This window comes from Catenulispora rubra (genome assembly GCF_015356825.1).
In the GTDB taxonomy this organism is placed as follows: Bacteria; Actinomycetota; Actinomycetes; order Streptomycetales; family Catenulisporaceae; genus Catenulispora; species Catenulispora rubra.
In genome coordinates, this window is the sequence record NZ_JAACYW010000025.1 from 16,287 (window position 1) to 29,500 (window position 13,214).

The 13,214-nt window shown below is 68.6% G+C and carries 11 protein-coding genes; 2 read left to right on the plus strand and 9 right to left on the minus strand.

What is annotated here, in order from left to right; all coding sequences use genetic code 11:
* Nucleotides 1–311: 311 nt before the first annotated feature.
* From GWK61_RS09995 to GWK61_RS10025, 7 genes are all read right to left on the minus strand, one after another.
* Nucleotides 312–1,748 carry a recombinase family protein gene (locus GWK61_RS09995; RefSeq protein WP_194907548.1) on the minus strand — a complete coding sequence of 479 codons (1,437 nt, stop codon included), beginning with the start codon at nt 1,746–1,748 and terminating at the stop codon, nt 312–314.
* Between the two features lie 4 nt (nt 1,749–1,752).
* Nucleotides 1,753–2,241 (minus strand): SigE family RNA polymerase sigma factor, encoded by a 489-nt coding sequence (locus GWK61_RS10000; protein WP_228562043.1) that lies wholly within the window; start codon nt 2,239–2,241, stop codon nt 1,753–1,755.
* Between the two features lie 83 nt (nt 2,242–2,324).
* Nucleotides 2,325–5,309 carry a tetratricopeptide repeat protein gene (locus GWK61_RS10005; RefSeq protein ID WP_194907553.1) on the minus strand — a complete coding sequence of 995 codons (2,985 nt, stop codon included), beginning with the start codon at nt 5,307–5,309 and terminating at the stop codon, nt 2,325–2,327.
* 8 nt (nt 5,310–5,317) lie between these two features.
* On the minus strand, nt 5,318–7,228 hold the full coding sequence (locus tag GWK61_RS10010) for an HSP90 family protein (protein WP_228562046.1): 1,911 nt from the start codon (nt 7,226–7,228) through the stop codon (nt 5,318–5,320).
* An 80-nt stretch (nt 7,229–7,308) separates the two neighbouring features.
* On the minus strand, nt 7,309–7,518 hold the full coding sequence (locus GWK61_RS10015) for a DUF397 domain-containing protein (protein WP_194907554.1): 210 nt from the start codon (nt 7,516–7,518) through the stop codon (nt 7,309–7,311).
* Between the two features lie 280 nt (nt 7,519–7,798).
* On the minus strand, nt 7,799–8,005 hold the full coding sequence (locus GWK61_RS10020) for a DUF397 domain-containing protein (protein ID WP_194907556.1): 207 nt from the start codon (nt 8,003–8,005) through the stop codon (nt 7,799–7,801).
* A gap of 32 nt (nt 8,006–8,037) precedes the next feature.
* The gene (locus tag GWK61_RS10025; RefSeq protein ID WP_194907558.1) at nt 8,038–8,982 is read right to left on the minus strand and encodes a helix-turn-helix domain-containing protein; all 945 of its coding nucleotides are present in this window, start codon (nt 8,980–8,982) and stop codon (nt 8,038–8,040) included.
* A gap of 267 nt (nt 8,983–9,249) precedes the next feature.
* Between GWK61_RS10025 and GWK61_RS10030 the strand changes: the two genes are divergently transcribed.
* The gene (locus tag GWK61_RS10030) at nt 9,250–9,576 is read left to right on the plus strand and encodes a hypothetical protein (protein WP_194907560.1); all 327 of its coding nucleotides are present in this window, start codon (nt 9,250–9,252) and stop codon (nt 9,574–9,576) included.
* A 23-nt stretch (nt 9,577–9,599) separates the two neighbouring features.
* Nucleotides 9,600–9,722: a hypothetical protein gene (locus GWK61_RS58430; RefSeq protein WP_267254236.1), complete on the plus strand. Its 123-nt coding sequence runs from the start codon at nt 9,600–9,602 to the stop codon at nt 9,720–9,722.
* Between the two features lie 92 nt (nt 9,723–9,814).
* Here the strand turns inward: GWK61_RS58430 and GWK61_RS10035 are convergent, their stop codons facing one another.
* Together GWK61_RS10035 and GWK61_RS10040 are read right to left on the minus strand one after the other, a co-directional pair.
* The gene (locus GWK61_RS10035; RefSeq protein ID WP_194907562.1) at nt 9,815–10,831 is read right to left on the minus strand and encodes a hypothetical protein; all 1,017 of its coding nucleotides are present in this window, start codon (nt 10,829–10,831) and stop codon (nt 9,815–9,817) included.
* 139 nt (nt 10,832–10,970) lie between these two features.
* Nucleotides 10,971–13,199 carry a (Fe-S)-binding protein gene (locus GWK61_RS10040; protein ID WP_194907564.1) on the minus strand — a complete coding sequence of 743 codons (2,229 nt, stop codon included), beginning with the start codon at nt 13,197–13,199 and terminating at the stop codon, nt 10,971–10,973.
* Nucleotides 13,200–13,214 lie beyond the last annotated feature (15 nt).

Consider the following 13,214-nt stretch of genomic DNA (forward strand, 5'->3'; position numbering starts at 1 on the left):
GATTCCTGAAAGCGGGTCCGGCCCTTCACCATGTCCGGGCCGGTGTCGGCGGTGCCAGGGGGCGGCGTCGCGGAGTGATCCGCTTGAAAGGGGCGCGCCGTAGGCGTCCATTCACGTCGACGTCCTGTGGTGGGTCGCCTGCGGGTGCCGGCCGCGTGTGGGCTGGCGCGGATCGGGTGGGTGGGTGGGGTGCGGCGCCGCCGGCGGACCGCTAAACGATCATGGCCGTTCCCGGGTGATCATCCGCTAGCGTGGTGCGGGGCCAGGCTCCTAGACCGAGTCTGGCCCCGCGTGCTGTACCGGTGGCGTGCCTACAGCTGCGGCGGGTCTATCTTGACGCGGCCGAAGTCAACCACGCCGCGCACGCTGGATGCCTCGATCCGCACCGCTGGGAACAGAAACCGCAACACGGCGACCTTGCGCTCGCCGGTCATCTTGTCGAACGCCTTGCCCGCCCCCGGTCCGATCACCACGCCTTCAAGGGCCGTCAGCGGCCGGACGACGGTGGCGCGCTGCCGGGCCGCCATCCGCTTCTTGATCTTGGCCTGCATCTGACGCATCTCATCAGTGCCGATCTCGTTGGCATCCCACATCTCGCGGACCTCGGCAAGCTTACGCTTGTCCTCGGCCTCGGCCTTCGCGTCATCCTCGGTGGACGCTGTCACCGGCGACCTGGTCAGCGCAGACGCGGACAGGTTCTCCAGGAAGTCCTTCGCAGCGTCCACCACGAACTCTTCCAAGTCCTTCGCCCTGATCTTGCGTGAGCACACGTCCGGCTCGGAACTGGTAGACCGGGTGCACTTGTAGTAGGCCACCCCACCCTGCATGTTCCCGACCATAGAACGCGTGCACTTCGTGCACAGCACCATGCCTGACAGCAGATAGTGCCGGTAACTGCGGCGCGCATCTGCGTAGTCCAGGGAACGGCGGGCCCGAAGACGGCTCGCCTCCTCCCACTCGCCTACGGTCACGATCTCCGGCCACGCGCCCTTGCGGTAGTTCCCTTGCTCGTCCTTCTGCACCTCGCCGCGATACATGATCAGACCGGCGTGCCTGGCAGACGTCAGCAGCGCACGCACCCGCCCCACCGTCCAGCCCCCGCCACCAGCGGACGGAATCCCTCGCTCGTGGATGTCCCGGAAGATCGTCCAAATCGCGTCTCCGTCCAGGAACCGGGTAAAGATCTCCTTCACCACCTCCGCCTCGTCCGGCACGACGGCGGACATGTCCTTGGTGTAGCCGTAGGCGCGCCGTCCGCCGTGCGCCTTCCCGGCCGCCAAAGCGTCCTCCTGCGCCGACATCACCCGGCGGGAGGTGTCATCGGAGGACTTGCACGCGTGCGCCACCTCGATCCGCAGGAAGAACCGGTCATCGGCGCTGGACAGATCACGCCGGTTGGCCTGCCCGTGCAGTATCACGTTGCGTTCCTCGGCCTTGATCAGCAACTGCTCAAGATCGGGAGGCTGTCGCATCAGCCGGTCGGGGTGGTAGGCCAGGACGTGACGGAACGCCCCGGCGTCCATCGCCTCAAGCAAGCTGTCCCAACCTGGCCGCTTGCGCTTGCGCTGCCACGCCGACCGCGACGGATCGATGAACACATGATCCGGGGACACTCGCATCCCCATCCGCTCGGCCATCTCCCGGCAGATCCGCTCCTGCCGCTCCACCCCGGTCTGATCGTCGTCCTTGATGTGCGAGATCCGACAGTAGATCGCCGCCGACTCGCCTTCGAACTCTGATGTCCTCATGTCTCTATTGTCTCAAAACCATGGTGGGCAAACAACCTTTGAGTGTGCCGACCGAGCAGCCGAGCACCGCGGCGGCCTGGGTCTCCGTCAGGCCGTCCCAGTAGCGGAGCACGACGACCGCGCGTTGCTTCGGCGGCAGCTCCATGAGCGCCGCCACGAGCGCGTCGCGCTGGTCGAGGGCGGCGGTGCCGTCGGCGACGGCGGGTTCGGCGGGCGCCTCGCCGCCGTACTCGGCGACCCGGCGCTTGCGGAACCGGTGGTTGTTGGTGTTGATCAGGATCCTGCGGACGTAGGCGTCTGGGTCCTGCGCGCGGCGCACCTTCGGCCACGACGCGAAGGCCTTCGCCAACGCGGTCTGCGCCAGGTCCTCGGCGTGGCCGCGGTCGCCGGTCAGCCCGTAGGCGAACCGGACCAGGCCGCCCCACCGGCTGACCATGAACTCACGGAACTCCGCTTCGTGGTCCCCGCGGCTTTCACTTCTGTCACCCCGCATCCGTCCCCCTCGTCTCATGCTTCATGTCGCAGAAGAGGGCCGACTGCGTGCGGATCGTTGCACGCGGAGGGGGAAACGGGGTCTCAGTCCGAGAGCTGCTCCAGGAACGCCACACAGCGCACCGCCTCGACCCCGGCCTCGGTGCAGGCCGCGATCGCCTCGCGCAGCCGCTCGACGGCGGCGTCGCGGCTGCCGTACCGGTCCAGCAGCCAGGCCACCATCTGCTCGGAGAAGTCGTAGTCCATCGCGCTGTGCGGCAGCAGCGCCCGGAACCCGGAGGCGGCGCGCTCGGCGTACGGCATCGCCTTGTCGGTGAGGTCGGCGTTCAGGTGCAGGCGGGCCAGCTGGTCGTCGGTCTCGGCCAGCTCGTAGGCGATGACCTGGGCGTCGCGCTCGTAGCTGCCCGAGCGCTCGGCGGCTTCCAGGACCTGCGCGGCCTCCGCGAACAGCAGGAGCACCTGGTCCAGGACGTCCTCGCGCTCGCTGTCGTGCGCCGTCTCCTCCGACTCGCCGAACGTCACCCAGGCCAGGGCCCTGAGGGTCTTGGCGAGGTTGATCGGGTCCGGCAGGGCCCGGAGCAGGATCACGGCGCGGTCGAAGGCACGCCGGGCCTCGTCGGCGAGCCCGGCGGCGCGCAGCGCGTGCCCGGCGGAGGCCGCGAGCATCGCGTGCCCGCCCTGCTGCGGGAAGTGCTCGGCGATCGCGGCGGCCAGCAGGTACTGCTCGGCGGCGCCGCGGTAGTCCTCCAGGCGGCCCAGGCAGCGGGCCAGCGCCCAGCGGGCGTTGACCACGGTCGCGTCGTCGAGGTGCTCGACGATCTCCGGCAGCGCGGACTCCAGGATGGCGGCCGCGTCGGCGTCGCGGCCGAGCTGTTCGTAGGCGAACGCGAGGCTGTGGCGGGCGCTGGCGGCCAGGTCCGGGACGCCGTGCCGGTCGGCCCACGCGACGGCTTCCAGGGCGTGCTCGGCGCTGTCGTCGTAGCGGCCCAGCCCGCCGGTGGCGTTGGCCAAGACCTGGCGGGTGTACCCGGCCGGGAAGCGCTGCTCGGGCCAGCGTCCGGCGATCTCGAGGGCGGCCAGGCCGGCGCGCTCGGCGTCGGCGTCGCGGTCGGCGGCCAGGTAGGCCTGGGCCAGGAGCATGTTCGGGTGCAGATTCGCCCAGGGGCGCTCGGCGCGGTCGTACAGCGTGATGGCCGCCAGGAGCTCCGGTACCGATTCCTCGGGGCGGCCGCGGCGCTGCGCGATCTCGGCCCGCATGGTGTGCGCGGCGGCGGCGCGGGCCGGGACGTCGAACTCGACGGCGTCGGCCAGGAGGGCTTCGACGCTTTCCGCGAAGGCGTCGAAGGCTGATTCGCGGTCGGCGTCGGATTCGGTGTCGGGATCGATGTAGGAGCCGACCTCGGTCGCACGGCGCGCTTCGAACGCCTGCGCGCGACGGACGGTCAGAACGTCCTCCGGCGCGGCCTGGCCACGTGCGAGCAGCACTCGGGCGGTCGCGTAGAGCTCGACCAGGGCGTGGTCCGGAATGGACTCGTAGGTCCTTTCGCGCAGCGCCTCGGCCAACAGCCCGCGCGCCCGGACGGCGACGGCCCGCCCTTGCATCCCGCCTTCCTCGTAGCGTTCAACGGCTTCGCCGAGCAGCCGGACAGCCCGTTCCATGTCCTCGCAGTCGAGCGCGTCGGCGGCCCGCTCCTCGGCGAGTTGCGCCTGGGCCTCCAGGTCCAGCGCGATACCACGGCGATCGGCCACGATCGCGACGCGCTCCCACATCTTCATGGCCGCGGGATGCGCCACGTCGAAGAGCCGGCGGGCCTCGGCGAGCAGGTCGTCGAAGTCGATGTCCGCGTCCGGGTCGATCAGCTCGGGGAGCGGCTCACGCTGGATCGGCGACGCCGGTTGCGGTGGCGGTGGCGCCGGTCGCGGGACGACGACTAGCGGAAGCTCAGCCACCAGCGGCGTCTGATTGATCGTGGCGGCGATGCGAGAACTCACCGCGTTGTTGCCGTTACGCGCGTCGAAGCGGCGGGTGAGATCGTCGATCTCTGATCGCACCCGGCGCAGCAGCTCGGCGATCGGCCAGTCCCGTCCTTCGGGTCCGGCGACCGGCGCGTTCTGCCCGGCGGCGGTGCGAGCGCGCAGCAGCAGTGCAGCGCAGGACAGGAATTCGAGGTAGTCCGACGGTTCGTAGGGCGGGTCGAACAGGCGGCGGTTCTCCGTCAGGATCTCCAGGGCCCGCTCGTCGTTGCCCGACAGCACGCAGAACTCGATGTGGCGTCCGAAGGCGCTGCGCAGCTCGACGTGCCCTTGGAGCAGGCGGTAGCCACGCAGGTGGTTCGCGCGTGCCTCGTCGTATCGGCCCAGGCGCAGCAGCGGCTTCAGCGACGCGGCGAGGGTGCTGGAGGGCTCGTCCAGGCACGCCGTCTCGTTGTCGATGGTCGGCCGCCACAGACGCAGCGCGGCGAGATCGTCGCCTCGTTCGGCGCGCCACATGCCTTGCGACAAGTGCTCGCACGCCCGGCAGTCGCTCATCTGGTCGCGCTCGGCGGCCAGCCAGCGTCCGAAGTGCGTGTCGGCTTCGGCGACGTCTCCGAGGTGCTGCGCTATCCGGAAGCGCTGGGCGTAGACGGCGCGCATGCCGTATCCGGCCAGGCGGTAGCGGCGTTCCATTTCGTCAACGAACCCGTGGACGGTGGCTAGCGGGACCTCGGGGACCGAGAGCAGGTCGGCGGTCATCCACTTGAAGACCCAGTGCGTCTCGTACTCAAGACGGCTCGCGTCGCGCAGGGTCTTGCCGTGGCGGTCCCACAGGCGCAGGAGACGCGAGAACAGGACCGGCGAGCGGAAGCTCTCCCCGCCGCGCTCGTAGGCCTCGATCACCGTGTGCAGCGCGCAGATCTGGGTCTCGGGATCGCCGAGCTTGTCCGCGGCGGCGAGCAGCGCCTCGGCGCGCACGGACCGGGCCCGGCCCGGCGGCTCGTCCTCGTTCGCCACCAGGGCCGCACGCAGTTCGTCGGGAGTCCAGGTCTGACGCTGGAACGCCGGCTCGCCGGTGGTGGGCATGACGGACATCGGCGAACTCAGTCCTCTTCTTCGGTCTCGGGCTCCTGCCGTCGCCCCACGGCGAATCCCAGCAGGCCCAGGAAGGCCCGGTTCAGCAGTGCCGACTCGCTGGAGCGGATCGGCCGTTTGGATAGCAGGAGCGCCTGGCCGTAGACGGCTTCGATGCCGGTGGCGGCCAGTTCCGCGTCCTCCAGCTCGACCAGGCCCTGGATCAGCGGGCTGCGATGGTTCAGCACCAGCCGGGCCCGCGGCCCGACGGTGCGCAGCGCGCCGAGGATGCCGGCCCACAAGTCGTCGCCGTCGGCGGCAGCCTCCGCCTCGGCGTCGGCCCGGGCCCGCTCGTGCCGGGCCTCGCGGCCGTCGAGGAGCAGCGCCGGGATGGTGACCGGGTGGTAGGCGCGCAGGGCCACGTCGCAGTCGAGCGCGTCCAGCACGCGGCGGGCGGTGGCCAGCAGCGGTCCGGCGGCGGCCTCCTCGGCGGTGTCGACGGTGTCGAGGTGCGCGGCGATGGTCTCAGGGTCCAGGTCGAGGACGGTCACGCCGGGCAGCGCCCGCGGCAGCTTGCGGACCAGGTCGGCGTCGTAGGTGTAGCCACCATTCACTACGCCGAGGCCGACTGCGGCAGCGATCTGCGAGACCTGCTGGAACTCCTCGTCGCCGGCCGTCAGGTGGATGACGCGGTGCTGGTCGGCGAAGGCGGTCAGCGGCAGCCGGCCGGCGGTGGTCTCGAAGGGGAGCCAGGGCAGCGTCAGGGCGAACAGGTCGTCGTCGAAGCGTGCCAGGGCCTTGACCCCGAGGTAGTGGACTGCGAGCAGGCGGTTGAGGCGCGGCGGATCGGTCGCGGCCAGCCCGGCGAGCCAGTCGCGGACCCGGTTGCCGAGCGCCTCGCGGACGGCGGCGAGGCGGTCGTCCTCGTACAGGGCCTCGCGGGAGGCGGTGGGGCGCAGCGCGTCGGTGTCGATGACGCAGCGGGCGAAGAAGGCCCAGTCCGGCAGCAGGCCACGCGCTTGGTCGGTGAGGAGCATGCCCTTGATGTGGACGCGGTGGCCGCCCTGCTCGGAGGTGGTGGCCGCGGTCGGCAGGATGTAGGCGGCGCCCTTGATGCCGAGCAGCGGGATGTTGAGCTCGATCAGGTCCAGTGGCGCGAAGCCGAGGGTGTCCTGGCAGTAGGCGGCCAGCGCCTCGAAGCGGGTGCCCGGCGAGGGGTACTCGCGGTCCCAGACCGGCGGCGTCTCGGTGATGCGGTAGGTGTAGCCGGCCTCGTCTTCGAGCACTGTCTCGTACGGCAGGAGGCTGCCGAAGTCCCGCGCCAGCTCCACGACGCGCGTCGCCTGGAACCAGAACTCCTGGCCGTGCCGCGGCTTCAGGGTGACGATCGTCCCGGGCTCGGCGGGCGACTCGTCGGGAGCCAGGATCCTGATGTCGTAGTGGCCGTCAGCGGCACCCCGCCATTCGACGGCCGGCGCGTCCGCGTCGACGGCGGACTTGGTGACCACGCAGATCTCGTCGGCGACCACGAAGCACGCCAGCAGCCCGATACCGAAACGGCCGAGGAAGTCCCCCCGACCGAGCTCCAGCACACTTTCGGCGCCACCGCCCAACGCGCCCCGCTTCGAACTCCGCCCGATGGTGGCGAGGAACCGGTGCACCTCATCCTCGGTGAGGCCGATCCCACTGTCGCGCACCTGCACCCGCGCACCGTCGGCAAGTATCCGCACGACTGCGGGGGAACCGGGGTCAACAGCCCGCCGGGCGGTGATCGCATCCACCGCGTTCTGCAGAAGTTCGCGCACGAACACCCGCGGACTGGAGTAAAGGTGATGCGAAAGGAGATCGACGATCCCCCGCAGATCCACTTGGAAGGCGTGCACGGACGGAAGACCACGCCCACCGGCATCAGTGGCGGCGGACGCGGACTCGGAGACCAGCGGCTTCTCGGACGACACGCGCTCGATGCTACGCACCCGCGACGACACCCGACGCCGGAATGGCCGCAACCGCGACGGTTTTAGACGATCGCGTCGAACTCCCCGGCCTTCACACCTGCGACGAACGCGATCCATTCGGCTTTTGTGAAGGCTAGGACGGGGCCCTCCGGGTCCCGGCTGTTGCGGACGAGGATCTCGTCTGTACGGACACTGGTCGTCTCGACACACGCGCCGTTGCCTTGTGACGCACTGGACTTGACCCAGCGCGCCTCACTTTGATCGATTTGCATGGACTGCCCTCCCGAATTGACGCGCCGTACCGGGAGTACTTCCTACCCGCTGGTACCTGGGGCAATCGCCGCAAAGTCTCCCATGACCAAGACTTTGCCGAGGTGACAGCCGTGAAAACGCCTCGCGCATCGCAGCGCGAACCGCTTTCACGCCACGAACCGCTTCACGCCACGAGCCCATGCGAACGCCCCGAGCCTTGTGGGCGTGGAGCGCTCGTCCGCACCTTCGACCCGATCGGCTGCAGGTGGGCTGGAAATCTTCGGTGATCGACGCCGCCGGTCAGGCCAGGTCGTCGAACTCCCCGCGCTTGGCACCGTCCACGAACGCGGCGATCTCCCCGCGGGTGAACGTCAGAACCGGGCCTTGCGGGTCCTTCGAATCCCTGAGGTACACAGCCTCGCTTCCCCCCGGCGCCAGCTCAACGCAAGCGCCGTTCCCCGTACTGGCGGCGGCTTTGCGCCATTGCAGGCCGTCGGTGTCGATCATGACATGGTTACCTTTCCTTGTTCCCGCGGTCCTCATGACCGCGAGGACGACCAGTGCTGATACGTGCCACGCAGAAGCCGCATCAGGAATTTGCGAGTGTCCTCAGGGGAAAGGGCGACCTTGGCCATGGCGTCGAACTTCGCCCCGATGGTCGCGATCTCGCCGTGACCGCGGACGAAGAGTTCCATGAACATGCCCTCGAGGTAGCACGTGCTGCTGACCCGGGGCCCTTCGTCAAGGTTCAACAGGAGGATGGTAGACCCCTCCATGCCCCGGTAGAAGCCCGCCGAGTACGGCATGACCTGCAACGTCACGTTGTCGAGCCGGGTCGCCCGGATCAACAGATCGATCTGCTCCTCACGGATCGCACGGGTCTCGGCGTCAACCCCGGCAGGCCGCCACAGGACGTTCTCGTCGATGACGAAATGTGCCTTCAGGAGGTCGTCGGAGTCGCCCCACACGCGGTGCTGACGGTCCATACGGACCCGCACACGCGCCTCCACATCCTCGTCCTGGAGGCCTTCGTCACCGTTCTGGGTGATGACCGCGCGCGAATAGCGCTCTGTCTGCAGCAGGCCCGGGATGAACGTGGCCTCGTAGTTGCGCAGGCTCCTCGCCTGCGTCTCCAGAGCCACGTAGGTGGAGTACTTGCCGGCGATCGTCGAGCTGGTGCCCTGATCAGCCGCCAGCGCGTCCCGGCTCAACGTCATCAGCTGGTCGCGCCGCTGCGCCGGCACCCCGTACAGCTTGCACAGGTCACGCACGTCGCGGGCGACGGCCCCACGCTGGCCGTTCTCCATCCGGCTTATCTTCGCGTCCGAGCACTCCAAGTGCCTCGCAGCGTCCGCGATACTCTTGCCCGCAGTCAGCCGGAGCGACCGCAGTTCCTGCCCGAGCTCCCAGCGCAGAACGTTGATCCCTGCGACCGGCTGGCTCCGCTGGTTCACTCGCACCTGGACCTCCTCGCCGTCAGGCATGTTCCGTACGCAAGTTCAGTGGGCATCTACATGGTGCAACCACCATACGGCAGATGCCTGTTGCAGATTCAGGACGAAAGTGCGCGTGGCAATTGACAGGCGCTCCGGACGAGGAGCATCGTACAACTAAGACAGGGGTACGCGACAGGGTTCTGCTGAAGAGCCACCCACCTGGACCAACGAAAGCCGGGCCGACGTAGTGCGGCGTCGACCCGGCGAAGAAAGGCCCCAAACCGAAATCACTCGAAGAGACGGGAAGAGAACCTCATGGAGATACCTACCCCTACACCCCGCGAACAATCGTGGGCAGGTCTGGAGGACTGCCCGCGCTGTGTGCAGGGCCGGATCGGCAAGGCACGCCTGACGTGCACTCTGTGCTTCGGGGCCTCGATGGTGCAGCCCTGGGTCGCCGACCAGGAGCGGGCTCAACAAGCAAGCTGGGCCGCCTACCTCAGCGCCCGGCGGGACACGATGCCCGACGGGGCGGACCCGGAACTGGGCGAGTGCGCCCGGTGCTGGCCCTCCCGATGCCCGCAGTGCCCGTGGACGCCGCCGGCGGATCCAGAAGCCGGCGGACTCGGGCTGGCGGCCTGAGCCCGGTGGGAGGTGAGGACCCCATGGAAGTATTGATCATCTTCGGTGTCGTCTACGCGGCGTTCTTGATCGGACGCGTGCTCCAGTATCTCTCGGACGCCAAGCGCGTCCTCGGTAGAGGTGTCGACAGGAACGGGAAGCGATAGGACCGCTCCCGGCTAGTAGCGTCTGAGAAAACAGCGCGCCTCCCCCAATGGTGCTCGGGAGGCGCGCGTCGGCGTTTTTCGGCCCGAGAGCTCTACCCCGCCTGGATCTTCGCAGTGTTCTGAACCACGTTCACCTGAATGTTGTGCGTCGAGTTCTGGTCCTCGTGCACCTGACTCGTCAGATCCTGCGTGATGTCCCCGTTGGCCCCGGTGCAGTGACCCGCGGGCACGCACGAGAACCGGTAGCCGCCGGCCGGCACCGTCAGCGTCACCTCGGCGGGCTGTCCGGCCGTGACGCGGATGTTCTGGATGTTCGAGATGTCCCCGGCCACCTGCAGGTTGATCTTGTCGCCGATGGGTGCGAAGACGTCCAGGTTCGCCGCGCTCACGTCCGTGGCCTGGACCTGTCCGTTGGCCGTCACGCTCACGTCCGAGGTGGTCGCCAGGTGGTTGATCGTGACGTTGCCGCGGCCGGTGAACAGCTTCACCGCCGCGTCCAGGCCGGTGGCCGTGATGTCCGCCTGGTCGCTGGAGTGGTCGATCATCGCCTCGACCGACATCGAGCGCGGGACTTGGATGTCGTACTTCGAGGAGCACTCGCTGTTCGGGCAGTGCACGCTGACCAGCAGGTAGCCGCCAGCGCTGATGATCTGCCGCTCCACCGGGTCCAGCAGCGTGGCCTTGTCCGTGGCCTTGATCGTCACCTGGTCGGTGTCCGAGCCGGTGATGTTGACCGAGCCGTTGCCGTCGACGGCGACCAGCATCTGCTGCACGTTCGTGTACGAGTACGTGTGCCTGCTGGTGCGCGGGTAGTGGTTGATCAGCACGTTGCCGACGGCCGCGAGCCCCACCAGCACCAGCACCGTGATCGCCAGCGTCCGCGTGAAGCGCCACGCCCGGCCGCCGCGCTGCCGCCACTCCGACGGCGGGTCCGGCGGGACCACCGGACGGCTGCGGGTCGGAAGCGGCGCGGTCGGTTCGTTCTCCGAGTCGTCGAAGTCGTCGTCGTACTCGGTGTCCGGCCCCCCGGAAGCCGGGTAACGCGGCCCGTCGTCACGCGTCCGGGTCAGGTCGTCCCGGTAGCCGCCGTCCGGCTCGTCGAAAGACACTGAAGCCCCACCCTCCGCGGTATCCCATATCCTGCGGAGGCGAGGCTAGCAGCGTCGAACTGTTGATCGTCTGCAGGTCGGGGTTCTTTGTCGCCCCTTTACCGGCTGGTCACCTCGGTCGTTCGCGGGCCCGGGCCGGTCAGGCGTTCACGGGCTCCGGCGCGGGCTTCACCGAAGTCAGCAACAGCTGCGCGACATCGACCACTTCCATCGACTCCGGAACCTCGCCGGCCTGCTTCCGGGCGGTGATCGAGTCGCCGAGCATCACCAGGCAGTACGGGCACGCCGTGGAGATGACGTCCGGGTTCGTCGACAGGGCCTCGTCGACGCGCTCGACGTTGATGCGCTTGCCGAGGCGCTCCTCCATCCACATGCGGGCGCCGCCGGCGCCGCAGCAGAAGCCCTTCTCCTTGCAGCGGTGCATCTCGGTGTTCTTCAGGCCCGGGACCTTTGCGATGATCTCGCGCGGCGGGGTGTACACCTTGTTGTGGCGGCCCAGGTAGCAGGGGTCGTGGTAGGTGATGTTCTGGTCGATCGGCGTCACCGGGGTCAGCTTGCCCTCGGACACCAGCGTGTCCAGCAGCTGCGTGTGGTGGATGACGTCATAGTTCCCGCCGAGCTGCGGGTACTCGTTGGCCAGCGAGTTGAAGCAGTGCGGGCACGTCGCCACGATCTTGCGCTTCTCGCGCGGCGTGTCCTCGCCGAAGACCTCGTTCAGCATCTCCACGTTGCCCTGCCCCAGCATCTGGAACAGGAACTCGTTGCCCAGCCGGCGCGCCGGGTCGCCGGTGCAGGCCTCCATGCCGCCCAGGACGGCGAACTTCACGCCCGCGATATGCAGCAGCTCGGCGAACGCCTTCGTGGTCTTCTTCGCACGGTCCTCCAGCGAGCCGGCGCAGCCGACCCAGTAGAGGTACTCGACCTCGGAGATGTCCTCCAGTGTCTCGCCGAACACCGGCACCTCGAAGTCCAGCTCCTGGATCCACTCGGTGCGCTTCTTGGGCTGCATGCCCCAGGGGTTCTGCGCCTTCTCCAGGTTCTTCAGCATCGTGCCCGCCTCGGACGGGAACGAGCTCTCGATCATCACCTGGTACCGGCGCATGTCGACGATGTGGTCCACGTGCTCGATGTCCACCGGGCACTGCTCGACGCAGGCGCCGCACGTCGTGCACGACCACAGGATGTCCGGATCGATGACGCCGTTGTCCTCGGCGGAGCCGATCAGCGGCCGCTCGGCCTCGGCGCGGACCAGGTCCGGCAGCGAGAGCCACTTCTCCTCGGCCAGCTTCTCGTTGCCCTCCAGATCCTTGCCGCCGCCGGCGAACAAGTACGGCGCCTTGGCCGCGGAGTGGTCGCGCAGGGCCAGCATCAGCAGCTTCGGCGAGAGCGGCTTGTCGGTGTTCCAGGCCGGGCACTGGTCCTGGCAGCGACCGCACTCGGTGCAGGTCGAGAAGTCCAGCAGGCCCTTCCAGGTGAAGTCCTCGACCGCGCCGACGCCGAACCTGGCGTCCTCGGCCGGGTCCTCGAAGTCGATCGGCACGCCGCCGGAGGCCATCGGGCTCAGCGCGCCCAGCGCGGTGCCGCCGTCGGCCTTCTTCTTGAACCAGATGTTGGGGAACGCCAGGAACCGGTGCCAGGCCACGCTCATCGTGGAGTTCAGGCCGATGGTGATGGCCCAGACCATGGAGATCACGATCTTGACCATCGCGACCGCGTAGATCCAGTTCTCCAGCGAAGTGCGCGACATGCCGTCGAAGGCGTGGATCAGCGGGTAGCTGACCGGGTAGTGCAGGCTGTAGGAGAGGTGGTGGCCCAGCGCGCCCTCGAAGCCGCGCAGCAGCATGATGCACAGCCCGATGGTGAGGATGACCACCTCGACGAAGTAGCCCTGCCACATCGTGGAGCCGAAGAACCGCGAGCGCTTGCCCTTGTCCTTCGAGCCGGCGCCCGAGGGCCGGTTGCGCAGGCGGACGCCGATCAGCCCGGCGATCGCCAGGATCATCACGAAGCTGATCACTTCGGTGACGAACTCGAACGGCCACCAGCGGCCGATCAGCGGGATCGCGAAGTCCGCGGAGAACAGCTGGCCGTAGGCGGTGACCAGGGTGAAGAACAGCAGGCCGAAGCCGACCATGACCACCCAGTGCATGGCGCCGATCCAGCGCTTGCCCTTGCGGGCCAGCCGGGTGTGGCCGAGGAACTCCCGGAAGAGGTTCCTGGTCCGCTCCAGCGGCTCGTTGGTGCGCGCGCCGGGCGCGACCGACTGGCCGAGCTTCACGAACTGGTAGATGTAGACAGCGGTCCGGCCCAGCAGACCGAAGCCGATGACCGAGATCACCAGCGAGACGACGATGGCTGCGAGCTGCATAGCCTCGGTCTCCTC